The sequence below is a fragment of the Parabacteroides bouchesdurhonensis genome, assembly GCF_900186615.1.
Lineage (GTDB): Bacteria > Bacteroidota > Bacteroidia > Bacteroidales > Tannerellaceae > Parabacteroides > Parabacteroides bouchesdurhonensis.
In genome coordinates this window covers 1,241,328-1,267,286 of the sequence record NZ_LT896588.1, presented here as the reverse complement: position 1 = coordinate 1,267,286, position 25,959 = coordinate 1,241,328, and the positions used below count along the sequence as shown (strand labels likewise).

Here is a 25,959-nt window from a genome sequence, read left to right as displayed (position 1 = left end):
ATGCTTATGGTGTAGAGAAATCGAAAAAAATAACCGGATAATACTGCAATATCACCCGGTTACTGTTTTAGTTTAAACGTTAACTTTCTGCTATTTATTGTTTAAAGAAAAACGACACAAACGTATGAAAAATCATTATTTATTAAAAAAAAGACTTCCTAAAATACCTAAATCGGTATTTATTATTTGTTTATTGGCAAGTTTTAGTATTGCCAATGTATTCGCTGCGAATACCTATGCACAATCAACTACGTTGACTGTGCAGTTGAATAATAAGACAATTAAAGATGTATTTAACTATATAGAGAAAAATAGCGAATTTATTTTTGTTTATATGGATAATACATTTGATAGTCGTAAAGTTGTGGATGTAAGTGTTCAGGATCAACCTGTAACTGCTATCTTGGATAATCTTTTCCAGGGAACAGATGTAACTTATAAAATTGATAACCGTCAGGTAATTATTACGCGTAAAGAGGCTGCAACTGTTACAGTAGCTCCTTCTGTTCAGCAAGAAAGAGAAGTTTCCGGTGTGATAAAGGATGATACCGGTGAACCTATTATCGGTGCAAATATTCTTGTTAAAGGAACTACTACCGGTATGATTACGGACTTGGACGGTAAATTTACAATTAAAGTTCCTTCCCAGAATGCCACTTTGGTAATTTCTTATATTGGTTATAAAACCCAGGAAATTGCATTGAATGGCCGTAGTATTATTGATGTAACATTGGAACCGACTACAGAAAATCTGGAAGAAGTCGTTGTTACTGCTTTGGGCTTGAAACGTTCAACAAAAGCTTTAGGTTATTCCGTACAGGAATTGAAAGGCGAATCGCTGACCGAAGCTCGCGAAAGCAACGTGATGAATAGTTTGTCTGGTAAAATGGCTGGCGTACAGGTGAGCCGTAGTGGTAATGGTGGAATGGGTTCCAGCCGTATTGTTATTCGTGGAAATAACTCTTTAGGAGGAAACAATGAACCCTTGGTTGTTGTGGATGGAGTACCTATTAATAACTTTAATGGAGGTACTGAAGGTAATGAATGGAGTGTTTCCGATTCTGGTAACGGTTTATCTGATATAAACCCTGATAATATTGAATCGATCTCTGTTTTAAAGGGAGCAGCAGCAGCAGCTCTTTATGGTACACGTGCCGGTAACGGAGTATTGATGATTACTACAAAAAAGGGTGGAGATCAGGCAAAAGGATTAGGCATAACATTGAATTCAAATGTAATGATGGAACGTCCATTAATTAAACCAGAGATGCAAAATATATATGGACAAGGTACAAATGGTGTATATGATCCGGATGGTAACTACAGTTGGGGACCGAAAATGGATGGTAAGAATATAACCGATTGGACAGGCCAATCACGTCCGTATTCTCCGTATGATAATGATATTATGGATTTTCTGGGAACAGGTGTTACTACTACAAATACATTGGAGGCATCAGCTGCTACAGATAAAGCTTCTTTCCTGGGAACTGTTTCTTATCAGCGTATGGATGGTATTGTTCCAAGTAACTATCAGGATAAATATATAATTAACTTCCGTAATACCGTAAATCTTAGTAAAAAATTATCCTTGGATACGAAAGTTAATTATGTAAAACAGAAAATATGGAATACTCCATCTTCTTCAGGTAGTCCTACTGCTATAATGAACAATTATTTAATGATGCCACGAAGTGTACATTATTCTGATTTGCAAGACCCGTTTAATCCGGATGGTTCAGTTAAACAATGGACATCAAAAGAAATGAATTATGTACAGAATCCATATTTCATTCCTAATAATGAAAGTAATAGTCATCGTGACCGTTTTATTGGTTTCATAGCATTGCAATATCAACCGACAGATTGGTTAACTATCAAGTTGCGTCATGGTGAAGATATGTATTGGTCTGGCAGTGAAAATAAGGTATTGGCTGCTACTCCTTATGAAAAGGATGCTAAGGGGCATGGTAGTTATACTGTCGGAACATCTAATTTCCGTGAACGTAATACAGATGCTTTAGTTACTGCGGCAAAAGATAACTGGTGGGGATCAAAATTTTCCGGAAGTTTGAGTGTCGGTGGAAATATGATGTTTACCAAAACTGAATCATTTACAGAGAAGTCTGGTCCTTTAGCAATTCCTGATTTCTTTGCCATTAGTAATGGAGAACAACGAGTTCCAGAGCATCGGTTGAGCAAAAAAGCAGTAAATTCTATTTATGGATTTGCTCAATTGAGTTATGGAAACTGGGTGTTTTTGGATGTAACAGGGCGTAATGACTGGTCTTCAACATTACCTCGTGAGAACCGTTCTTTCTTTTATCCTTCTTTTGGTTTAGGATGGGTTATTTCCGATATGTTACGTTCTTATGACGTAAATGTTCCGGAATGGCTGTCGTTTGCAAAATTAAGAGGATCTTATGCGGAAGTAGGTAATGATACGGATCCGTATCGTTTAGCTACTACTTATGGTATCTTAAATGTAACTTCAGATATTAAAGGTTCTGAAGTGAACAATACCATACCTTTGTCTACTTTGAAACCTGAAACGATTAAATCTACAGAAGCCGGTTTTGATGTTCGTTTCTTGAATAACCGTATTGGTGTAGATTTTACCTGGTATAAGAAAAATGCAACAAACCAGATTCTGACATTACCGATTTCTTCTACTACTGGTAAAACAGCTCGCTTGATTAATGCTGGTAATATTGAAAATAAAGGTATTGAAGTTGTATTGACGGGAACTCCTGTAAGAACGCGTGATTTTGAATGGAATGTGACAGTCAACTATTCTAAGAATACAAATAAGATTAAGGAACTGCATCCTGAATTATCAACGTATGAATTAGGCTCTACCAGTTTTGTTAAAATTGTTGCCAGAGAAGGTGGTAGCTATGGTGATATTGTAGGTTATCGTTATCAGAGAGATGAACAAGGACGTAAAATAATAGACAGTGAAGGACTTCCTTTATTGGAAGCAAATATGGATAATGAAAATCCGATAGGAAACTATTTGCCGAAATGGACGGGTAGTATGAACAATATGTTTACTTATAAAAATATTACATTTAGTTTCATGTTGGATTTACGTGTAGGTGGTGATATCTATATGAATTCTTTGTCTCGTGGTTCAGTATATGGTACAACGGAAATGTCGTTGGCCGGACGTGATGAATGGTATGCCGGAACAGGAGGTATCGTTGTTGATGGCGTTACAGAAGACGGACAGGTTAATACAAAGGCTGTTAATCCACAGGAATATTGGTCTCGCGTATCACGTTCCGGTGAAGAATTTTTATATGATGGAACTAATTTACGTTTGCGCGAATTGACAATTGGTTATATATTCCCGAAAAAGATGTTGGCTAAGACGCCATTTACAAACTTGAAATTAAGTTTTGTAGGACGTAATTTATGGCTGATTAAGAATAACATTCCGGGATATGATCCTGAATCTTCATACAGCACTGGTAATGCAAGCGGTATTGAATATGCTTCATTCCCTTCTATGCGTAGTTTCGGTTTTAACCTGAATGTTTCTTTCTAATGATGTCTGACTTTTTAAGAATTATCAATATGAAGACTAAAATAAAATCTTATTTGCTAATGTTTGTGCTTGCGGGAACTTCCGTTTTGACTTCCTGTGAGAGTTTTGACAGCTTGAATGAAAATCCCAATGATCCGACTCCGGAAAAGATAGATCCGGTTTATTTACTGTCTCCGGTATTTATTCGAAGCGTGTATAATGTAGACTTGTACCAACGTATTCATAACTTATATGTGGATACATACGCTCAATATTTCTCGAATGATAAATATTCTTCTAATGTATGTGTGCCAAATAATGACTGGACACAACAGTATTGGGATGCCCATTGGGGATGGATTGCCAACCTGAATGAAGTAATCCGTATTTGTGAAGATAATCCGAAGCATAATAACCTTGTACAGGTGGCTCGTATTTGGAGGGTTTGGACTTTTGGACGCGCAACCGATTTATTTGGTGATATTCCTTATTCAAAAGCTTGTGACGATTCCGGAGAAGCGGCTCCTTATGATACTCAGAAGGATATCTATTATGACATGGTGCAAGAACTGGCGGAAGCATCTGCAGCACTTGATCCGAATGGGGATAACCTGGGTACGGGTGATTTAATTTTTGGTGGAAATGTGGCTCGCTGGAAAGCCTTTGCAAATAGTATGCGTCTTCGTTTAGCTATGCGTATGTCTGAGGTTGATCCTAACAAAGCTAAGACAGAGGCTGAAGCTGCTGTAAAGGCTGAGGGTGGTTTGCTGTCAAGTATCGCAGAAGACGTGAAAATTGTTCGTAAGAATGCATATTATCTGGTAGATTACGGATTCTATAATGCCGTATCTCACCTGTTTAATGGTGGACGTATGACAATGAGTTATTCTATGCAGAAACTGTTAACAAACTTGGGTGGAATTCCTTTCCCAAAGAAAGATTCTTATAAAGAAGTTCCTGAATACTGTGATCCTCGTGGCCCAATTTATTTCAATGTAACTAATGAATATAATGGAGCCGGTGAAGAATATAGAGGCCGTTGGAGAGGGGTTCCTGCCGGTTATACTCAAGCTGTAAGTTTGGAACCGAACAATGTGAACAAGAATAATTCTCGTGTTGGTGTTTATTTTGTAGGTAGCACTAAAGAAACAGATGTTCCTTTCACTGTAAATATGGACCGTGATCAGACTATAATGTACTATTCCGAAGTTTGCTTCCTGCGTGCTGAAGGCGCTTTGCGTGGATGGGATATGGGAGGTTCTGCCCAGAGCTTTTATGAAGAAGGTATCAGGGCTTCTATGAAGGAAGTTGAAATCTCCGAAGATGTAATAGCTCAGTATTTGCAGTCTACTATGCCTAATATGTACGGAACAACTGTTCTTTTTACTGATACAAAAGGTGAAAATAATACGCAACTGGCTAAAGTCATTACACAGAAATATTTGTCTGGTTTTCCAGATAATGGTTGGGAAGCATGGAATGATTATCGTCGTTTGAGTTTGCCTACATTGGACCCATTTGCTATGCCTGAATCTGGTTATGTTGTGGAAAAAGGAGCAATGGGGTGGAGAGGCTCTCTTCGCCGTATTATTTATCCGGCAAAAGAACCGATCGTAAATGAAGCGAATTATAATGAAGCTGTTGCCCGCATAGGTGGTGATAAAACAACTACTCGTATGTGGTGGGATGCGCAGCCATAAAACGTAATTTCATTTAATAAATAGTATATAGAACCGGAAGGAGATATTAAGTCTTCTTCCGGTTTTTTGTATCAGTATTTCAATAGAATAATAGACTGATTGCTGAAAATTAAAATCTTTGCTCTGTTTGTTTTTCTTACTGAAAATGTATGCTTATATTGATTATTTAATATCTTTGTTGGAGACTGCATTTGTGGTTAAAATAATTAAAAAATGAAATTGATAGTACGTAATAATTTTAATAAGCGTGTCTATTTTATAGGATGATGAAGTAAGTGCCTAATATCATGAAACAATAAATAAGATTCATATGAGAATTATGGGAACACACACACACAGATTTTTCTTAGCATGTACAATGACTTTTGTTTTTTTATTGTCATCATGTACTGATATGAAGCAAAATATATTGACGGAGCAAGAAAAAGCAGAAGGATGGGAACTTCTTTTTGATGGCAAAACTCTACATGGTTGGCGTGACTATAATGGAACTGCACTTACCGGTCCTTGGGAGGTGGTGAATGGAACAATTCAGGCTGACGGCGAAGGTAGTGATGCCAGTGGTTACATTGTGACGGATAAACAATATGAGAATTTTGAACTTTCCTGGGATTGGAAAATATCAAAAGGAGGTAATAGCGGTGTATTGTATCATGTGGTAGAACGTCCGCAGTTTGCAGTTCCTTATGTAACAGGTCCCGAATATCAATTAATAGATGATGCAAATTTTGCGGAGCCGTTGGAAGATTGGCAACGTTGCGGTGTGGATTATGCAATGTATCTTCCCGATTATTCAAAGATGAAAGTGAATCCTGCCGGAAAATGGAATAATTCTAAAATTATTTTCGATAACGGACATGTTTCTTATTATATGAATGGTCAGAAAACAATTGAGTTTGATGCTTGGACAAATGACTGGTTTGCACGTAAGAACAGCGGTAAATGGGCAAATGCTCCGGAATATGGATTGGCTCATAAAGGTGTAATTTGTCTGCAAGACCATGGCTATCCGGCTTGGTTCCGTAATATCAAGATTAAAGAGCTTCCCCGTAAATCAAAGGAGGTTGATCTTTTTAATGGTGTAGATTTACAAGGTTGGGATAAATATGGAACAGAATTGTGGTATGTGAAAGACGGCCTTTTAGTTTGTGAAAGTGGTCCGGATAAACAATATGGTTATCTGGCAACTCGTGAGTATTATGATGATTTTGATTTGACTGTAGAGTTTAAACAGGAAGCAGACGGTAATTCGGGCGTGTTTATTCGTTCATTCATCGAAGAAGATGTAAAAGTAAATGGTTGGCAAGTTGAAGTGGCTCCTAAAGGGTATGATACAGGTGGCATTTACGAATCATATGGTCGTGGTTGGTTAGTTCAAATCCCGGATGAAAAAGAAAACATATTGAAAGAAGGAGACTGGAATACAATGCGTATTAAGGTACAGGGTGATAACATACAAACTTGGTTAAACGGAGAGGAAATGGTCAACATCCGTGATGAAAAAATAGGTGCCGGACAAGGACGTATCGCTTTACAGATTCATGATGGCGGCGGTATTAAAGTGTTATGGCGTAATTTGCATTTAAAGACTTTATAATAGTTCATTTATAATTTAATAGTTATGAAAAACATATCCAGAAGAAATTTCCTAAAGACTGGTGCTGTAGCTGCGGCTGGTCTGACAATTGTACCGGGATCGGTGTTGGGCAAGTCGTATGGCTTTACGGCTCCGAGTGATAAATTGAATATTGCCGGTATTGGTGTCGGTGGTATGGGCCGTCGTAATCTGGCGAATATGAGCACGGAAAATATTGTTGCCCTTTGTGATGTAGATTGGAAATATGCGGATAAAACTTTTAAAGACTATCCGGATGCCAAACGTTTTAAAGATTGGCGTGTCATGTTTGACGAGATCGGTAATTCTATTGATGCTGTTATGGTAGCTACTCCGGATCATACACATGCCGGTGTTACTGCACATGCTATTACTTTAGGAAAACATTGTTATACACAAAAACCACTTACTCACTCTGTATATGAATCTCGTTTGCTGACTAAGTTAGCGAAAAAATATAAAGTGGCTACCCAGATGGGTAATCAAGGAAATTCTTTTGACTGGTGCCGTCAGATTGCCGAATGGATTCAGTCTGGTGTGATCGGTGAAGTTACAGAGGTACATTGTTGGACAGATCGTCCAATCTGGCCGCAAGGTTTAATGCAACCTAGTGAAATTGTAAAGACTCCTAAAACTTTGGACTGGGATTTGTTTATCGGCCCGGCTCAGAAACGTCCGTATAATCCGGTTTATACACCGTGGAACTGGCGTGGATGGTGGGATTTTGGAACTGGTGCTTTGGGAGATATGGCTTGCCATATTATGGATCCGTTGTATTGGGCACTGGATTTGAAATATCCTATCAGTGTAATAGGTAGTTCTACTTTGAGCAACTTGTACTCTCCTCCTCATGCTCAGATTGTAACTTATACTTTCCCTGCCCGTCCGCCAAAAGGCAACGTAAAAATGCCGGAAGTGAAAGTTTATTGGTATGATGGTGGTTTGATGCCTCCTCGTCCGGAAGAACTGAAAGATGGTCAGATGATGGGTGATGAAAACGGTGGTATTATCTTTATCGGTACAAAAGGGAAGATTATGACTGGATGCTACGGCATGAATCCTACTTTATTACCTGTATCGGATATGGATCATTTCAACCAGCCTAAACCTTCTATTCCGAGAGTAAAAGGTGGTAATGGAAATATCTGGTCTACCAATGCTCACGAACAAGATTGGATTCGTGCATGTAAAGAATCTCCTGAAAACAGAACAGAGTCTTCTTCAAATTTCCAATTCTCAGGTCCGTTCAACGAAATGGTAGTAATGGGTGTATTGGCTGTTCGCTTGTCTGGTTTGCAAGGATTACATCGTGAATTAAAATGGGATGGTGAAAATATGAAGTTTACGAATATCTCTCCGACTGACAAGATAAAAATAGTAACAGTAGATGATTTTAAGGTGATTGATGGTGATCCGCGTTTTGACCGTCGTTTTGCTGAATTCAGTGCACAAGATATGGCAAATGAATGGATTAAACATACATATAATAATGGTTTCTCTTTACCGGATATGCCTAAGTAAAACTTTAATAATAAATAATTATGATTAGACGAATTTTTAAAACGATAATTGCTGCTCTTTGTTGTTTGTTGGTTTTACCTTCGCAAGCACAGACAAAAGCAGAGAAACAGGGTTGGCGTTTAGGTATGCAATCTTATTCATTTCATAAGTTCACATTGGTGGAAGCATTCGACAAAACGAATGAACTGGGCTTGAAATGTATTGAAGTGTTTCCCGGACATAAATTAGGAGGTAAATGGGGAGATAAAGTTTTTGATTTTAATCTAGACCCTCAAACTCAGAAAGAGATAAAAGAATTGGCTGCCTCTAAGGGGATTAAGATTGTCGGTACAGGTGTTTATGTAGCTGATAAATCATCCGATTGGGAGAAAATGTTTAAGTTTGCAAAGGCAATGGATATGGAGTTCATTACTTGTGAACCGGCTCTTGAGGACTGGGATTTGGTAGAAAAACTGGCAAAACAGTATAATATTAAAATTTCAGTACATAATCATCCACAACCTTCTGCTTATTGGAAGCCCGAAAACTTGTTGAATGCGATTTCAAAGCGTAGCAAGCTATTAGGATCTTGTTCTGATGTTGGACATTGGCGTAGAGAAGGTTTGAATCAGATTGATTGTCTGAAACAACTAAAAGGTCGTATTGTTTCTTTACACTTTAAAGATATTGCTCCTAAAGTGGAAGGAGAGAAAGAACAACACGATGTAATCTGGGGTACAGGTATCTTGGACGTCAAAGGAATGTTGAAAGAACTTAAAAAACAGAATTTCAAAGGTGTATTCTCTATAGAGTATGAATATAACTGGGATAATTCAGTTCCTGATATTAAGGAATGTATTAAGTATTTTAACAAAACTGCGGATGAAATTTTATAAGTGGATTGACATATAGGTTAATAAGTGGTTGCGCGTGCAGGTAAGGTGTTTATTTCCGAGCCTGTGCGCTTTGCCACGTAATGAAACCACACGCAATTGAAAAGAATGAGAAAGGTATTTTACCATATTCTTTTATCAAGTTTATTGATAATTTGTTTTTCTTGCCATCAAAAGCAAGCTGATCCTTTAACGTGTGCATTATTTATTGCTGAAGATAATCGCCCAGAACTTGAAAAGGTGTTGGAACATTATAAACAAGATATTAAAACAATTAGTACGGATTGGGTAGTTGAGCAAATTGACTTAGCGCTTCATACTTGGCAAGAAAACGTATATACTCGAAACCGTTCATTAAAAACTTCCTGTAATTTTGTTCTTTCTTACCGACTTGAAAATAAAATCTTTTTGGGTGATTGTCTATGGATAATGAAAGATCCGGATGTTGGTATTGTAAAATATAATCTTCAAGATTATCTGAAAGATTGATTATACGTATTTAGTTACGTAAATATTGAAATTCTAATAGTAATTTTATGGTATCTGACGAGGAAATAATTATACAGCTAAAAGATGGAAATATGACCGCTTTCAAATCTCTATTTGATTCGGTGTATCTTTTGCTGTATTTTCATTGTCGAAAATTTGTGTCTGATCCGGAAGATGCCAAAGATTTATTGCAAAATGTATTCCTCCGTTTTTGGGAAAAAAGGAGCGAAATAGACATTCATACTTCGTTGAATGCCTATTTGTTTCGTTCTGTACAGAACGAATGTTTGAATTATATACGTTCAAGTAAAATTTCTACAACTTTGGATGAAAGCCTATCGGATGAAATAAAAAATGGTTTAAATGATAACGAACCCTCTCCTTATTCTGATTTAGTTGCACTTGAAATTGAAAAAATTGTTGAGGAAACCGTTGACAACTTACCGGACCAATGTAAATCTGTTTTTAAATTAAGCAGGATAAACGGACTTAAAAATCAAGAAATTGCGGATAAACTGAATATTTCTGTCCGAACAGTAGATACACAGATATATAGAGCACTTAAAGTCTTAAAAGATAAACTAAAAGACTATTTGATCACATAGAAAATAATATTAAAGTAAAAATAATAGATCATGTTTGTAAGTAACTTTTCCTTTAAATGTGTCATACTTACAAAGATGAGGAAAGAACAGTTGATAAATGAAAGAATATATTAAAAATATAGTTGGGGAAAGCCTGAGAGAAGAGGTCGATGTAAACAAAGAATGGAGCCGTTTGGCTTCTTCTATAATGGAGAAATCAAAATCTTCTTCCCTGAAGAGAGAAAAAAAAAAGGTATTTCTTCGAACGGTCAGTTATGCGGCAGCAATGTTCATTGGTGTTGTTCTTTCATTTTCAGTACTGTATATTGCGGAAAAGAAGCAGTCTGATATCATCGGTACATATAAATTAGTAACGGATAAAGGAGAAAAAAGTTATTTGCAGTTGCCGGATGGAACTAATGTTTGGCTCAACTCATGTACAACTATTGAATATGCTCATGATTACGGAAAAGAAAATCGTGACATACATTTGAATGGAGAAGCCTATTTTGAAGTAGCTAAAAATAAAGAACTTCCATTTATTGTAAAAACAAGTGGAGGTATTGACGTAAAAGCCGTAGGAACAGCTTTTAATGTTTCTGCTTATAGTGAAGATGCACGGTTGATAACTACTTTATTTAGCGGTAAAGTAATAGTACAGCCAACATTGACAAAACAACAAATTTTGTTGGAACCGAATCAAGTGGCTGTTTATTATAAAAGTAGAAATAAAATAGAAATAGTACCATATGATAAGAGAATATTCGCTCAATGGAGAGGCGGAGCTTTATCATTTGATATGATGTATCTGGAAGACATAACCAAATTGCTGGAACGGAATTATAATGTTGTGTTCCGCTATGAAAACCAACGAATTAAAAAGTTGAAATTTAGTGGAAGTTTCCGTAACAGTGAAGATTTGTCTGAAATCTTGAGAGTAATAAAAACTAATACCTCTATTAGTTATAAGGTCGTAAAAGACACAATAATTATTAAGTAACTCATAATAATAAATCTTTAAATCTAATTGCCTATGACGGAATATTGAGAAAATCATTTTTTTACTACACAGTTAACCTAAATTTTTTGGATTTTATTGTATAATCTTAATTTTAATAATTATGGCAAATCATACAGGGAGTTCTGGAAGAACTAACGTTAGTACCCTGAGAAAACTTACTCTAGTTGGTTTGTGCGTGGCTGCTTTGCAGTTTCAATTAATGGCAGCATCGTCACAAATGATAACATTAAGTATCACAAGGGGTACCATTTCAGATGTATTCAAAGCAATAGAAAGTCAAAGTGATTATAAATTTTTTTATAATAACAGCCAAGTTGACTTAAACGACCAGGTGAATGTTAACGTATCGGAAGGCTCTATTGAAAGCGTTCTGGACAATGTTTTTACAGGGACAAATATTACCTATAAGATTGTAAATAATCACGTTGTCCTTACAAACCGCACATTAGCAGAAGTTACTGTTGTAAATCAACAAGGCAAGCGGGTAACCGGTCAGGTTCTGGATCCGAACGGTGAACCGTTGATTGGCGTGAATGTACTTGTAAAAGGTACAACTATCGGATCTATTACGGATATAGACGGTAATTATATGCTGGAAAACGTTCCCGCTAACGCAACATTGGAATTTTCTTATATTGGTTATAATGTACAGAGTGTAAATGTAGGAAACAAAGCTAGCATTAATGTTACATTATCGGAAGATACTCAAAAATTGGATGAAGTAGTAGTAGTAGGTTACGGTTCGTTTAAGAAAAGTGACTTAACAGGTGCTATTACTCAAGTAAAGGGAGATGAAATTGCAGATTTACCACTTCGTAGTGCAGCCGATGCTTTACAAGGAAAAGCTGCCGGTGTAACAATCACAGCAACTTCCGGTAGTCCGGGTTCTATGGGTAATGTTCGTATTCGTGGAGTCGGTACTATCAATAATAATGATCCGTTATATGTAGTAGACGGCATGCCCCAAACTGATATCGGTTGGTTAAATGCACGTGATATTGAAAGTCTTGAAGTATTAAAAGACGCATCTGCTCAAGCTATTTACGGAGCCCGTGCAGCTAATGGTGTGATCTTAATCAGCACCAAACGCGGAGCTAGCGGAGATACATATAAAAGTAACATTGAATTTGACATGAGTATAGGTTTCCAAGGGGTAGCTAAAACATACGACATGTTAGATGCCGAAGGTTTTATGGAATACAAAAACCGTGCTTATACAACAGCAGGCAAAGATTTAATGGAAGACTTTGCCACTCCTGAAAAACGCGAAGCTATTCTTTCATTTTTGGAAAAGAACGGAGGTCGTCAAGGTACGAATTGGTGGGATGCTACAATTCGTAAAGCAAAGGACGCTCCTGTTCAGACATATAACCTTGCACTATCGGGTGGAACAAAAAAATTAAGATATCGTGCAAGCTTTGGCTATATGAATCAAAAAGGTATCTTAAGAGGATCTAACTATGATCGTTTGAATGGACGTCTGAATTTAGATTCAGAAGTAACAAAATGGTTGAATATGTCTGCTAATGTAAATGTTACTTATGAAACCAGACGAAATCTTTTGGAAAGTAATGCTTATACAGGTACTGTATTTAACACGGTAACGGCAGACCCAATCACCCCTGTTTTTCGTGATAACTTGGTTGATATTCCTGATTTCTTATACGATCGTATTATGCAAGGATATGAACCAACCAATCCTTGGTCTCGCTATACCGGCGTTATTTATTCAAATAAAAATAATAGTCCGAGACAGGCAGATATGAATGCTTTAAATAATAATACATATCTCTCAACCAAAAGTAATGTAACTGGTGAAATTAAACTATTTCCGTTCTTAACCTTTAAGTCCAGTATTGCAATTGATTTGATACGTAATTTGGAAGCGGCATTTTCTCCTAAATATTACTCGGATGGAGATGAGTATTCTACCTATGCTGCAGCAAGCCGCAGGTCTAAAAACACAGATTATTGGGTGTTTGATAATTATTTTACTTACAACCAAAAGTTTGACAAGCATTCAATAACAGCGATGGCAGGTACTTCTGCAGAAAAGAAACGTTATGAAATGATTTATGCTTATAAGAGAGGAATGGTTACAAATGATCCCAGCCAACAGATTATTAATGCAGGAACAATTGATCCATCAGCAGAAGGTTATTATGAAATTTCTTCACTGAACTCTTACTTCGGTCGTGTATTTTATTCATTCGACAATCGTTATATGGTTACAGCCAATATCCGATGGGACGGTTCTTCTTCCTTTGCCAAAGGGAATAGATGGGGATGTTTCCCGTCTGTTTCTGCTGGTTGGAATTTCTCAGAAGAAAAATTCTTGGAAAGTACGAAAGATTGGTTATCTCAAGGAAAATTAAGGGCTGCTTGGGGTGAAATTGGTAATCAGGATGTTCCGGGTGGAGCTTATCTGGATACGTACGGAAATAAATATTACTATCCGTTTGGTAATCCGATTATTGCAGATTTAGCGGCTGGTCGTGCCCAAGTTGGTAATCCCGATTTGAAATGGGAAACAACCCGTCAGTTAGATTTTGGTCTGGATCTAGCATTTCTCAATGGTTCTTTAAGAGCAAGTTTCGACTACTTTAATCGTGATACAAAGGATATGTTGGTTCAAGTACCTCTTCCTAACACTTTAGGTCTGCCGAACAACCCATGGATGAACGCAGGTAGTGTTAGTAATAAGGGTTTTGAAATTACAATAGGATATGACGGAAAAGCAGGAAAAGATTTTATCTATCATATTAATGGAAACCTTTCTACCTATCGTAATAAAGTGAAAGACTTAGGAGGTAACTTTAATATTCCGAATAAAGGTATACATTTAGGAAACCAGACCTATACAATGATTGAAACAGGTAAACCAATTGGTTATTTCTACGGATTTAAAACGGATGGGGTATTCCAGACTCAGGAAGAAATCGATAATTATAAGAATGATGGAAAGGTCGTCATGCCGGGTGCTAAACCGGGTGATTTGAAGTTCCAGGATTTGAATGGTGATGGAGAATTAAATGATGAAGACCGTACAATGATCGGTAATCCGCATCCTGATTTTACATTTGGTATCACATTAGGTGCAGAATACAAAGGGTTTGACTTCTCTGCTTTCTTCCAGGGAGCTATTGGTGGCGACATTTTGAATATTTTGAAATATGATATTTATTCAGGTACAGGTTGGTATAATGCGCCAAAAGATATCTTAACTACATTCTGGAATGGTCCGGGTAGTACGAATAAAAACTTTGGTATTGACGCAAACAGCCGTATGAACTTGGAAATGTCTGACTGGTTTGTAGAAGATGGTTCTTATGTCCGTTTGAAAAATATACAGATAGGCTATACTATTCCGTCTTCTATTACAAAAAAGGTTACAATTAATAATCTTCGTGTTTTTGTTGCCGCACAAAATCTATTTACTATTACCGGCTATTCCGGTCTGGACCCTGAAATTGGTGAATATGACAATAAGGCTTATTATAAAGGTATCGATATGGGATATTATCCACAGCCAAGAACCTTTATGTTTGGTATCAGTATGAAACTTTAAAAACGGATATCTTATGAAATCAATAATAAATTTTAGTAAGACGTGTATTGCACTATTATGTATTGGTGCATTAGCAGTAAGTTGTAATGACGACTTTCTGGATAGACCGCCGTTGGGTACATTAGATGAAACAACATTTTTAAGTACGGAAGATGCCGGTTATAAATTGTTGATACAATGTTATTTTCATATAACAGACCATTGGAACTATCAGGACACCAAATTTATTTTCGGAGACCAATTGGCCGATGATTGTTCTAAAGGAGGTTCAGATGCCGGTGACCGCGTGCGTATTACCGAAGTTGCAACAGGACGTCCATTGGCTACAAATGCAATGTTGACAGACTATTGGACTTATCGTTATAAAGATGGTATATCTCCTTGTAATGTATTCCTTCAGAAAATCACACCTGAAACACAGCTAATCGAAACAGGTGGAGCTTTAGTTTCAAAAGAAAAGAAACAAAGATGGATTGCAGAAGCTCGCTTCCTACGTGCTTTCTATTATTATGATTTGGCGACCGTGTATGCTAATGTGCCTATTATCAAAGAACCATTAGCTGGTGTAGATAAGAGTACACTTACGAAGTCGGATAAAGAAGAAGTAAAGAAATTTATTCTTGAAGATTTGGAAGCGGCAATTAACGAACCGAATTTGCCAACTGCTTCAAATTTACCGATAAATGAATATGGTCGCATCACTAAAGAGGCAGCTAAAGCTTTCCGGGCCCGTGTCTTGATGTTCTTTGGTGATTACGCTGCTGCACAAAAAGATTTGAAGGATGTCATTGATACTAATTATTTCGGAATAATAGATGATTATTCAGACTTGTTTAACAGTGTGGAAAAAGGATACTTATCTAAAGAGGCCGTATTTATTACTGTCAGAGGTTATCAACCGGCATACAGTTTAGGAGGAAGTGTTTGTCCTCAAATGAATATGGGCCGTGGTCCTACCGGCGGTTGGGGTGGAGAATGCCCAACTATTGATTTAGTCAATGAATATGAAGTAGGTGATCCTCGTTTAGTTCATACAGTAATATCCTCCGGCGATATTTTCTATAAAGCGGATATGGAAACAACAGAGACGCATGACTATTCCGGTTATGATAACTATCCCAGACAACATAGTCGCAAACAATGGATTGATTATTCAAGACGTTTTACCGGTGGCTTACTTGATACGGATTGGTCATTCTATCATATCCGTTATGCCGATGTATTGTTAATGTACGCAGAATGTTTGGTAGAAACCGGTGGAGACAAACAAGTTGTTGTTGATATCCTTAATCAGATTCGTCACCGTGCATTTGTAACTACTTCGCCGAAGGATCAATTTGCCCAGTATCGCAAATTCAATGTACCGGATGATAAAAAGGTAACAGAAGAAATTTTCAATGCAAAATACAAAGTAAAAATAACGGATGATTTGCGTAAAGCTGTACGTCATGAACGTCGTGTAGAATTGGGTTGCGAAGGTTTACGCTTTTATGATTTACTTCGTTGGGGAACATTTGTTTCTACTATGCAAGCATTTGGAAAAACTACAGAAGGTCAATACTCCGGTGCTGGTACACAGGTTACGGATAAAACCTGGCCATATCCGATACCACAGAATGAAATTGATTTTGTAGGAGGTTCTTTAACACAGAATGATAATTATTAATAAGTAATTATTTCCTTATCTTTAAGGCCATATTCCAAATAAGGATATGGCCTTATTTTTTACTATTTAAACCATTTATATATGAAGAAAATCAAATTAATCATTTTGGCATGTTTGATACCATCCCTATCATTTGCTAAAACAGTATATCTGGATCAACTAGATTTAGGGTATATGTTACAAGACTGGGGTGTACCTTTAGCTAACAAGTCTGTTATGGGTACCTCTTTGCAAGTTAATGGAGTGAAGTATGAACGCGGTATAGGATCTCATTCTGTCAGTCGTTTTTTATTAAATTTAGAAGGAAAAGCAAAAACATTTTCCGGCTTGGCCGGTGCAGACGACCATAATGACTTTGGAGGAAACCTCGAATTTCAGATTCTTGCAGACCAACAATTAGTATGGAGTAGTGGAGTACTTCACAAAGGAATGCCTGCTGTACCCTTTAATATTAATTTAAAAGGCGTAAAGAAACTAGCATTGCTGATTAAAGAAGCTGGAGACGGGATTATGTATGACCATGCGGATTGGCTTAATGCAAAGATTGAAACCTCCGGCTCTGTAATACCTGAACCGGTTATGCCAGAACCTCGTCTGGGCGAAAAGTACATCCTTACCCCATGTCCCGATGCAACTCCACGTATTAATAGCGCAAAAGTATTTGGAGTAAGACCCGGAAGCCCATTTTTATATACTATAGCAGCTACAGGAGATCGTCCAATGAAGTTTTCAGCTGTTAATCTTCCGGAAGGACTAACGTTAGATTCTGAAACAGGCTTCATCCGGGGCAAATTAATAAAGCAAGGCACATTTAATGTAATCCTGAAAGCCGAAAATAGTAACGGTGAAGATATACGTCCCTTGCGTATCGAAGTTGGAAACGAGATTTGCCTTACTCCTCCGATGGGTTGGAATAGCTGGAATTGTTGGGGATTACAAGTAAACGACCAAAAGGTAAAAGATGCGGCCGACTATATGGCACGCAATTTAATTAACCATGGATGGACCTATGTTAATATAGATGATGGATGGGAGTCGGGAGAACGTACTTCTGAAGGGGTATTGATGGGTAATGAGAAATTCCCGGATTTTAAAGACTTAAGTGATTACATTCATAGCCGTGGATTAAAGTTCGGTATCTATTCATCTCCGGGACCACTTACCTGCGGAGGTCATTTAGGCAGTTACCAACATGAACAAATTGATGCCGATACGTGGGCTGCCTGGGGTATCGATTACCTTAAATATGATTATTGCCTGTATACACAGGTCGCTCCGGTTCCTACGGAAGAAATAATAAAAGAACCTTATGTCGTAATGCGTAAAGCATTGGATAAAGTAAACCGCGATATTGTTTATTGCGTAGGCTATGGAGCTCCTAATGTATGGAATTGGGGTAGCGATGCCGGAGGCAATCAATGGCGTACCACTCGTGATATTACAGATGAGTGGAACGTTGTACGTAGTATCGGCTTCTTCCAGGATGTTTGTGCACAGGCAACCCGGCCGGGTAAATATAATGATCCGGATATGCTTGTGGTAGGTAAACTTGGATTGGGCTGGGGAGCAAGGGCACACGACTCTTATCTCACCCCTGACGAGCAGTATTCACATATAAGTTTATGGTGTATCTTATCTGCTCCGTTACTAATAGGCTGTGATATGAATGAAATGGACGAATTTACCACCGGTTTACTTACAAATGATGAAGTTCTGGCCGTAAATCAAGACCCATTAGTTATGCCGGCATGTAAGATAATAACTGAAAACGGGCAAATCTGGTATAAATACTTGGAGGATGGCTCGGTTGCAATAGGATTTTTCCATGCCAATCCGTATGCTATCTATTGGGATCAAACAGACGATGTACAAAGTCGTAAATATAGATTCAACTTGGATTTCAAGTCTATCGGACTGAATGGAAAATATACGATACGAGATTTATGGCGGCAGAAAGATCTTGCGACGTCTCAAACTTCCTTTAATACAGAAGTCCCTTATCATGGAGTAACATTTGTTAGATTAATCCCTGAATAAAGTCTGCAAAAGGAGTCAAAATTAGGCATGCAATAATTCGTTAAACATTACCGTATGCCTAATTTTCTTTTATTTTTTCACTTTAATATGATCAAAACCTTCACCATATACACCGATAACAGCACTTTGTGAAACAAAAGCGTTCGGATCAATATCATTGATGATACGGAAAATAGTAGTAGACTGGCGTTTCTTAGCCAACACAAACATTATTTTTTGTTCTTGTCCGGTATAAAGGCCGGTTGCATCAATCACTGTAACACCACGATGAAGAGCATTAATCTCTTTCCCTATCTCTTTATATTTTTTGGAAATGATAAAGAACTGTACAGATTGACGGGCACTGTTTACAATCTGGTCAAGTACAAAACTGCATACATATAATGTAACAAAACCATATACAACCTTTTCCCAATCTTTTAAAACGAAGTAACTGGAAGCTATAATAATCATATCACAGACCATCATCACACGCCCTAACGTAATATCACGGTATTTGTTGATAATAGCGGCAATAATATCCGTACCTCCTGTACTTCCGTTGGATGAAAAAGCAATACCTATGCCACTACCACAAAAAGAGGCTCCTAACACGCAGGCCATAAAAGGCTGGTCATGCAGCAGATGCAGCCCGGCTGTCAGCTTCTGAATCACAGATAAAAAGAAGGTGAGTACAAATACAGCGAAGATGGTTTTGATACTAAAGCGGAAGCCCAAAATTTTCAAGGCAAGCAGGAGTAAGAAACCGTTAATAATAAAGTATGTGTATTGTACAGGGAATCCGGTAGCCCAATATACGATTGAAGCAATACCCGGCACGCCTCCTGTTGTGATATCGTTAGGTAAAAGAAAAACAGTCCAACCGATACCGTAAAATATCATGCCGAGGGCTATCATCAGATAATCCCTCGTTTCTCTCCACATAACCTGGCGTGAGGTTGTTAATAAAGTTGGTTTCATTTTATTTCTTTAGTTGATGCGGCTGCAAAAGTAGTGAAAGATTACTTATGCAGAAACATCCACTCGAGATAATCAGGCTCGGCAAACGCATTATCCCAGCTATTATGATCTACGCCGGGATATTCTTTATAACGAACATCTATACCCGCCTCTTTCAATGTTTTGTAAGCATCTCGTGAAAACTGCACGTCTACAACACTGTCATCTGCTCCATGATAAATACTAAAAACGGTTTTTCCCTTAAAGTTTGCTAATCGTTGCAGGTTAGCACCCCCACAGATAGGAGTAGCTGTTGCAAAAAGATTAGGATAACGGCAAACAAGATCAAACGTTCCCATGCCTCCCATAGAAAGCCCCGTAATATAAATCCGTTTTGTATCCACAATTCCTTTAGCAATATAGCTGTCTAAAAGCTCTTTTACTGCAGCCATTGGTTTTGTAATCGGGGTTACGGAGGGGTAATAACGTTTTTCCCCATCTTTCTCAGGTTTCCGGTAAGATGACCATGATATGTCTTTCGGGCATTGCGGCGCAATGATAATAGCCGGATATTTGGATCGATTTGCATGTGAAGCAAACATGTCGCCCCCATGAAATAACTGAGCTTCATTGTCATCCCCTCTTTCACCGGCACCATGCAGGAAAAGGATAACAGGATACTGTTGATCAGGGCAATAGTTTTCGGGATACAACACCCTATAGTTTAATTTATAGCCATTAGAGGTAGTAAACTGTTTTTTAAGAAAACTGTTTTTATCTCCGGCATACACAGTTACAGATACTAACAGGCATAAAGCCACAAAAACGAATGATTTTAATGTTTTCATAATATGTATATATGATTAACTGAATATTAGTTGAGGACAAATTTAAATTATTCTCTTTTATATAGTAACCTGTTGGCAGAATTAATTTATAGATCATCCGATATTTTGTTCAGTCAGTTCTTATGATTTTTTTACGAAAGAAAGCATCAAAAAAGAGCTATCTTTTGAATTACAAAGTCCCGTCTTAACATTTCAAAAGAGCAGACCTTTGAAGTGTTAAGACAAGACTTTTAAGTTCAAAGGTCTGCTCTTTTAAAAACGAATAAAGGGAATTGTATTTCGATTAACATACATTAAACCATTCAACCTTTCAGCTTTAGTGTAAATAACTGATAAAAAGCGATAAAAAACTGAAGGGTTCAGTTGCAAATCCATCAGATCCTGAAATACAAAAAAGCCATGCCCTTATTGGGAACATGGCTTTTCTTATAGTAGAAAATAATTATTTATTTATAATTATCATTCTGAGTTAAAGCGCCTCCTATATTATCTATTTCTGTTTGAGGTATCGGATATGGCCAAGTCTTATCCGTAACATTGGAACCTGCACCGGAGTATTGTGCTTCTGTAGTCTTGCTGAAAGCCTGCATAGTAGAAACAAATGTACCCCAACGAAGTAAATCATACAAGCGAAGACCTTCACCGGCTAATTCTACACGACGTTCATGACGTACCGCTTTACGAAGATCATCAGAAACCTTCACTTTATAATTTGCATTGAAAACTGCCTCTGTTACTTTCTTATCATCCGCCACATTGAATTTGCGATACTGGGCAAATTGATCCTTCGGCGAAGTAGTTACAAATGCACGATAGCGAACTTTATTAATCAAATCTACAGCCAGTTGTTTGTCTCCTCCGGTTTCTATCAGGCATTCTGCGTACATCAACAATACGTCAGCATAACGGATATGATAGAAAGACCAGTCTGTATCCATTAAACCTCCTGTTGGTCTTCTTGAATAATCAATCCATAACTTACGGTTATGTTGCTGAGGGAAGTTATCATAACCGGAATAATCGTGAAGCTCTGTCGTTACACCATCTCCTTTGTAGAAGATATCACCGGATGACATAACAGTATGAACTAAACGAGGGTCGCCCACTTCATATTCTGCAGTTAGATTATTGGTAGGGCATTCTCCGCCCCAACCACCGGTGGTATTACGGCCAATACACATTTGAGGAACAACACTACCTCCAGTATAGTTAGGTATATATGCTCGTGTTGTAATAAAAACAGCTTCTTTAGACATATAACCGTTTGCTGCACTATTAAATAATGTCTGATAGTCACTGATCAAATCAAATTGTCCACCATCTACAACAGCCTTCAAGTCTGTTTTTGCACCTTCATAATCACCAAAGAACATTTTTACACGTGCCCGGAAAGCCATTGCTGCCTCTTTAGAAATACGTCCAGTTTCAGAAGCAGGAATTGCACTTGCTCCTGGCAAATTAGCTTCTGCTATAGCAGCATCCAGATCCGCAAGAATAAATTTTCTTACTTCCTCTTTATCAGATTTAGTAATACTACCTTTATCCGCAGAAGTTAACGGTTTATCTATAATAGGCACATTAGCAAACATCATTGCTAAATCAAAATAATAGAATGCACGTAAGAATTTGGCTTCTGCTATCCAACGCTGTTTTTCAGCTGTTGTAACTAAAGCACCTCCATCTTTTATTAACTGAGTTTCCGGAGTAACCAATGATAAAAATACATTACATGCAGAAATTGCAGATTGATAACGATGATTCCACAAATCTCTTAACATACTACTTGTCGTAGTAGGATTACCACGTGTTACTTCTGTTACAACCACACGGTCTGCTGCATCAGAACCACCTTTCGAACAATCATCGGTTAATTGGTCTCCCACATCGAACTTCATCTGCTGGTAATTCCAGTGATCATTAATAGGCTGGTAGCAATTAATTAATAACTTAAAACCACCATTCTCAGAGTTCAAATAAGTCGTTTCATCCACCGACCCTAAAGTCGGACGGTCTAAAAAGTCGGAATTACAACTTACCATCAAAATGCTGGCGAATAATGTCATAATGCAGACTTTTCCAAAATTTATTATTGATTTCATAAGATATCCATTTTTATAGTTTCATACTGATACCAAACATAAAGGTTCTTGCCTGTGGATAATATCCCATATCAACACCTCTATAGATTGGATTATTATTATATTCACCAATTTCAGGATCCAAACCGGAATAACCAGTAATGGTAAATAGATTTTGAGCAGCTACGAATACACGAAGATTATTCAATGTAATCTTTCTTGTAATAGAAGACGGGATAGTATAGCCTATCTGTAAATTCTTCAAACGGACATAAGAACCATCTTCTACAAACCAATCTGACATTTCACGGTTCAAACGGCTGTCAGCATCAATTGCGAAGTTCTTATTTGTACTACCCGGGCCATTCCAGAATGTAGTCAAGATATCTTTTGGCGCATTATACCAACCAACACCGCCGTAAAGGTCATACTTCAAGATATTCAAAATATCATTACCTACTGATCCCTGGAAGAAAGCAGAGAAGTCGAATCCTTTATATTCTGCACCTAATGTGATACCAAATGTAAAATCAGGATGTGGATTACCTACCATACCACGGTCAAGGTCATCTAATTTGCCATCTTTATTTTTATCAACAAATTTCAAATCACCAGGTTTGGCACCCGGCATAACAACCTGACCGTTATTTACATAACTGTCAATCTCTTCTTGGGTCTGGAATACTCCGTCTGTTTGATAACCATAATAATATCCAATTGGTTTTCCAACTTCCGTCATAGTATAAGTATAATATCCCAAATGAACTCCTGTTCCCGGAATGCTGGCATCGCTACCCAAATCTTTTACTTTATTCTTATAGGTAGATACATTGGCATTGATGTGGTAAACAAAGTCTTTTCCGGCTTTTCCGTCATAACCAACACTTACTTCAAAACCTTTATTGTTAATACTACCCGCGTTTACCCATGGAGTATTCGGGAAACCTAAACTGGCAGGATTAGGAACCTGTACCAACATATCCTTTGTATCACGATTATAATAATCAAATGTGAACCTCAAAGAACCTTGTAAAAATGCCAGATCCAAACCTAAATCTAACTGACGGGTTGTTTCCCACTTTAAATCAGGGTTACCAACCTGATTGCGACTACCACTTAACTGTGTATTATCACCTCCGAATAGGAAATAAGAACCATTTGCGAATGTATTTAAATAAGCACCATCACCAATTGTTTGGTTACCGATTTCACCCCAACCGGCTCTTAGCTTACCTTGTGATAACCAACCTTTAGTACTTTCTAAGAATTTTTCTTCTGAGAAGTTCCAACCTCCGGATACGGAAGGGAAGACACCCCAGCGGTTTCCATCCGCAAACCGCGAAGAACCATCCCAACGAATATTAGCTGTAATCATATAACGATTGTCAAAAGAATAGAAAGCACGACCGAAATATGAATTCAATGTATTGATAACATAATAGCCGCCTGCTCCGGGATTCATTGTTCCGGCATTAATAATTTGTTGTCCCGGATCATTATTAATCATACCTTGTTTAGAAGCAGAAATTACCTCATACTTTTTCTTTTCTGCGGAAGTACCGACCATCACGGAAACATTATGCTTATCAAATTTTTCTGCATAAGTCAAGTAGTTATCAAATACCCAGTAATCTGTATTATAAACACTACGGCTTGCGGTAGCAAAAGAATTATATTCATCGCCATCTAAATAATATTTAGGATTAAAGCCATCAGATTGGGCACGGATCAAATCAACAGAGATACTAGATTTATAGGTTAAGAACGGGAATAGTTTAAATTCACCGGCAATATTACTCTTTGTTGAGATTTCATGCCAAACATTTAAAGCATGACGATCAACCTGAGCTACTGTATTCGGTTTGTTTGAATAAAGTACTCCTGTATAACGAGACCAAGGATTGGCAGGTTCGTAACTATTATAAATACGGTCGTACAAGAAATCAGGTACATCTACCAGATTATCTCTGTAAATAGGAGTGATCGGGTCTGCAGAGGCAGTAGAGAATACAGTTGCAGTATAAGAATCGTTTTCCGTAATATTTTTGCGTGCTTCATATGCAACATTCACATTAGCAGATAAATTGAACCACTTTGTTACTTCTGAATCCACACTTAAACGGCCATTTAAACGTTCATATTCAGAACTTTTCACAAGACCTTTATGGTTCATATAGCCGAAGCTAGCACGATATCTCAATTTATTTGTTCCCCCCGATAATGCTAAATTATAGCTTTGATTAACGGCGTCTTTTGGTTTATTAGTAATAGCGTCCCACCAATTCGTACCTTGACGACCTCCATTCTTTTCCAAAAACGAAAGAATAGCTTCGCGTTTTTCAGGAGTGGCAAAATCATCCATCAATTCTCTGCCGGCAGCTGCATAAGCACGGTTTTTGTATTCCATAAAACCTTCGGCATCCAACATATCGTATGTTTTTGATGCTGCTTGAAAACCAACGCTCATGTCAAATTCGATATTACTACGATAGGAGTCTCCACTAGCTCCACGTTTAGTGGTAATAAGAATCACACCGTTAGCTGCACGAGAACCATAAATAGCTTGGGCAGATGCGTCTTTTAATACTTCAATGTTTTCAATATCACGGGGGTTTAACCAACCGATACCATCTTGGGGCATACCGTCTACTACATATAGTGGATTATTACCATTCAACGTACCAACACCACGAATACGAACGTCGCCTAAGGCACCCGGACTACCAGAATTAGCAGTGATTGTTACACCGGCAACCTTACCTTGTAAAGCATCTGATGCACTACGAAGCGGTAAAGACGAAATCTCATCTCCCTTTACTTGAGAGATAGCACCGGTCAAGTCACTTTTCTTAAATGAACCGTAACCTACTACTACTACTTCGTCCAATTTTTGAGTATCTTCTGATAATGTAACATTTATGTTCGTTCTATTCCCTGCATTTACACTCTGTACATTATAACCAATATAAGAAAACTCCAATGTTGCGTTTGCAGGAACACCATCCAAAACATAATTACCGTCCATATCTGTAGTTGTACCGATAGTTGTACCTTTTACAAGTACATTCACACCAATCAACGGTTCACCGTTTGGATCTAGAACCTGACCGGTTACCCGTTTGCCTTGTTGATTTACAATAGTAACTTCTGCGTCTTTTAATGTGCGGTTTGTAAGGACAACGTGGTTATTTACAATCTTGTAGGTAATGTTTGTCCCTGTAAAAACATTGTCCAGAACGCTTTCAATAGAGCCTTCCGATACGTTAACATTTACCTGGTCGTTTAGGTCAACCTGGCTGTTATTATAAAAGAATTTATAGTCGCTCTGACTTTCTATTGCTTTGAATACATCTGAAATGGTACCCCTTGTAATACTTAATGTTATCATTTGTGACGATGCTGCCATTAATTGAAACTGCAAAGCAGCCACGCACAAACCAACTAGAGTAAGTTTTCTCAGGGTACTAACGTTAGTTCTTCCAGAACTTAGGT

Annotated in this window: 15 protein-coding genes; 11 read left to right on the top strand and 4 right to left on the bottom strand. The window is 37.7% G+C overall.

Annotated features, from left to right (window positions below; all coding sequences use genetic code 11):
- The first annotated feature begins 124 nt into the window (after window positions 1–124).
- The 11 genes from C1721_RS05520 to C1721_RS05470 all read left to right on the top strand — a co-directional run bounded on the left by C1721_RS05520 (window position 125) and on the right by C1721_RS05470 (window position 18,602).
- The gene (locus tag C1721_RS05520; RefSeq protein ID WP_102407472.1) at window positions 125–3,550 is read left to right on the top strand and encodes a SusC/RagA family TonB-linked outer membrane protein; all 3,426 of its coding nucleotides are present in this window, start codon (window positions 125–127) and stop codon (window positions 3,548–3,550) included.
- Window positions 3,551–3,579: 29 nt separating this feature from the next.
- Window positions 3,580–5,229: a SusD/RagB family nutrient-binding outer membrane lipoprotein gene (locus tag C1721_RS05515; RefSeq protein ID WP_102409255.1), complete on the top strand. Its 1,650-nt coding sequence runs from the start codon at window positions 3,580–3,582 to the stop codon at window positions 5,227–5,229.
- Window positions 5,230–5,587: 358 nt separating this feature from the next.
- Window positions 5,588–6,826 (top strand): 3-keto-disaccharide hydrolase, encoded by a 1,239-nt coding sequence (locus tag C1721_RS05510; protein ID WP_234347339.1) that lies wholly within the window; start codon window positions 5,588–5,590, stop codon window positions 6,824–6,826.
- 24 nt (window positions 6,827–6,850) lie between these two features.
- On the top strand, window positions 6,851–8,365 hold the full coding sequence (locus tag C1721_RS05505; protein ID WP_102407470.1) for a Gfo/Idh/MocA family oxidoreductase: 1,515 nt from the start codon (window positions 6,851–6,853) through the stop codon (window positions 8,363–8,365).
- A gap of 20 nt (window positions 8,366–8,385) precedes the next feature.
- A complete protein-coding gene (locus C1721_RS05500) occupies window positions 8,386–9,240 on the top strand; it encodes a sugar phosphate isomerase/epimerase family protein (protein ID WP_102407469.1) in 855 nt (284 codons plus the stop codon).
- Window positions 9,241–9,345: 105 nt separating this feature from the next.
- Window positions 9,346–9,726 carry a hypothetical protein gene (locus C1721_RS05495; RefSeq protein WP_102407468.1) on the top strand — a complete coding sequence of 127 codons (381 nt, stop codon included), beginning with the start codon at window positions 9,346–9,348 and terminating at the stop codon, window positions 9,724–9,726.
- 47 nt (window positions 9,727–9,773) lie between these two features.
- Window positions 9,774–10,331, top strand: a complete 558-nt coding sequence (locus C1721_RS05490) for an RNA polymerase sigma-70 factor (protein ID WP_102407467.1) — start codon at window positions 9,774–9,776, stop codon at window positions 10,329–10,331.
- Between the two features lie 97 nt (window positions 10,332–10,428).
- Entirely contained in the window at window positions 10,429–11,310 is an 882-nt protein-coding gene (locus C1721_RS05485) for a FecR family protein (RefSeq protein ID WP_102407466.1), read from the top strand.
- Between the two features lie 121 nt (window positions 11,311–11,431).
- On the top strand, window positions 11,432–14,899 hold the full coding sequence (locus tag C1721_RS05480) for a TonB-dependent receptor (protein WP_234347334.1): 3,468 nt from the start codon (window positions 11,432–11,434) through the stop codon (window positions 14,897–14,899).
- A 13-nt stretch (window positions 14,900–14,912) separates the two neighbouring features.
- Complete coding sequence (locus tag C1721_RS05475; protein ID WP_102407464.1) at window positions 14,913–16,565, top strand: RagB/SusD family nutrient uptake outer membrane protein; 1,653 nt, start codon at window positions 14,913–14,915, stop codon at window positions 16,563–16,565.
- An 81-nt stretch (window positions 16,566–16,646) separates the two neighbouring features.
- A complete protein-coding gene (locus C1721_RS05470) occupies window positions 16,647–18,602 on the top strand; it encodes an NPCBM/NEW2 domain-containing protein (RefSeq protein ID WP_102407463.1) in 1,956 nt (651 codons plus the stop codon).
- A gap of 69 nt (window positions 18,603–18,671) precedes the next feature.
- Here C1721_RS05470 and C1721_RS05465 read toward each other — a convergent pair whose 3' ends face one another.
- The 4 genes from C1721_RS05465 to C1721_RS05450 all read right to left on the bottom strand — a co-directional run bounded on the left by C1721_RS05465 (window position 18,672) and on the right by C1721_RS05450 (window position 25,855).
- A complete protein-coding gene (locus tag C1721_RS05465) occupies window positions 18,672–19,562 on the bottom strand; it encodes a YitT family protein (protein WP_102407462.1) in 891 nt (296 codons plus the stop codon).
- Between the two features lie 41 nt (window positions 19,563–19,603).
- The gene (locus tag C1721_RS05460) at window positions 19,604–20,389 is read right to left on the bottom strand and encodes a carboxylesterase family protein (protein WP_102407461.1); all 786 of its coding nucleotides are present in this window, start codon (window positions 20,387–20,389) and stop codon (window positions 19,604–19,606) included.
- Window positions 20,390–20,835: 446 nt separating this feature from the next.
- Window positions 20,836–22,488 carry a RagB/SusD family nutrient uptake outer membrane protein gene (locus tag C1721_RS05455; RefSeq protein ID WP_102407460.1) on the bottom strand — a complete coding sequence of 551 codons (1,653 nt, stop codon included), beginning with the start codon at window positions 22,486–22,488 and terminating at the stop codon, window positions 20,836–20,838.
- 13 nt (window positions 22,489–22,501) lie between these two features.
- Complete coding sequence (locus C1721_RS05450; protein ID WP_234347327.1) at window positions 22,502–25,855, bottom strand: TonB-dependent receptor; 3,354 nt, start codon at window positions 25,853–25,855, stop codon at window positions 22,502–22,504.
- Window positions 25,856–25,959: the final 104 nt, after the last annotated feature.

What these genes read in the sequence shown, in the direction of transcription:
- C1721_RS05465 (WP_102407462.1), bottom strand. Translation starts at nt 19,562, where the DNA reads ATGAAACCAACTTTATTAACAACCTCACGCCAGGTTATGTGGAGAGAA.
- C1721_RS05470 (WP_102407463.1), top strand. Translation starts at nt 16,647, where the DNA reads ATGAAGAAAATCAAATTAATCATTTTGGCATGTTTGATACCATCCCTA.
- C1721_RS05455 (WP_102407460.1), bottom strand. Translation starts at nt 22,488, where the DNA reads ATGAAATCAATAATAAATTTTGGAAAAGTCTGCATTATGACATTATTC.
- C1721_RS05520 (WP_102407472.1), top strand. Translation starts at nt 125, where the DNA reads ATGAAAAATCATTATTTATTAAAAAAAAGACTTCCTAAAATACCTAAA.
- C1721_RS05475 (WP_102407464.1), top strand. Translation starts at nt 14,913, where the DNA reads ATGAAATCAATAATAAATTTTAGTAAGACGTGTATTGCACTATTATGT.
- C1721_RS05505 (WP_102407470.1), top strand. Translation starts at nt 6,851, where the DNA reads ATGAAAAACATATCCAGAAGAAATTTCCTAAAGACTGGTGCTGTAGCT.
- C1721_RS05485 (WP_102407466.1), top strand. Translation starts at nt 10,429, where the DNA reads ATGAAAGAATATATTAAAAATATAGTTGGGGAAAGCCTGAGAGAAGAG.
- C1721_RS05480 (WP_234347334.1), top strand. Translation starts at nt 11,432, where the DNA reads ATGGCAAATCATACAGGGAGTTCTGGAAGAACTAACGTTAGTACCCTG.
- C1721_RS05490 (WP_102407467.1), top strand. Translation starts at nt 9,774, where the DNA reads ATGGTATCTGACGAGGAAATAATTATACAGCTAAAAGATGGAAATATG.
- C1721_RS05515 (WP_102409255.1), top strand. Translation starts at nt 3,580, where the DNA reads ATGAAGACTAAAATAAAATCTTATTTGCTAATGTTTGTGCTTGCGGGA.
- C1721_RS05450 (WP_234347327.1), bottom strand. Translation starts at nt 25,855, where the DNA reads ATGATAACATTAAGTATTACAAGGGGTACCATTTCAGATGTATTCAAA.
- C1721_RS05510 (WP_234347339.1), top strand. Translation starts at nt 5,588, where the DNA reads ATGACTTTTGTTTTTTTATTGTCATCATGTACTGATATGAAGCAAAAT.
- C1721_RS05495 (WP_102407468.1), top strand. Translation starts at nt 9,346, where the DNA reads ATGAGAAAGGTATTTTACCATATTCTTTTATCAAGTTTATTGATAATT.
- C1721_RS05500 (WP_102407469.1), top strand. Translation starts at nt 8,386, where the DNA reads ATGATTAGACGAATTTTTAAAACGATAATTGCTGCTCTTTGTTGTTTG.
- C1721_RS05460 (WP_102407461.1), bottom strand. Translation starts at nt 20,389, where the DNA reads ATGAAAACATTAAAATCATTCGTTTTTGTGGCTTTATGCCTGTTAGTA.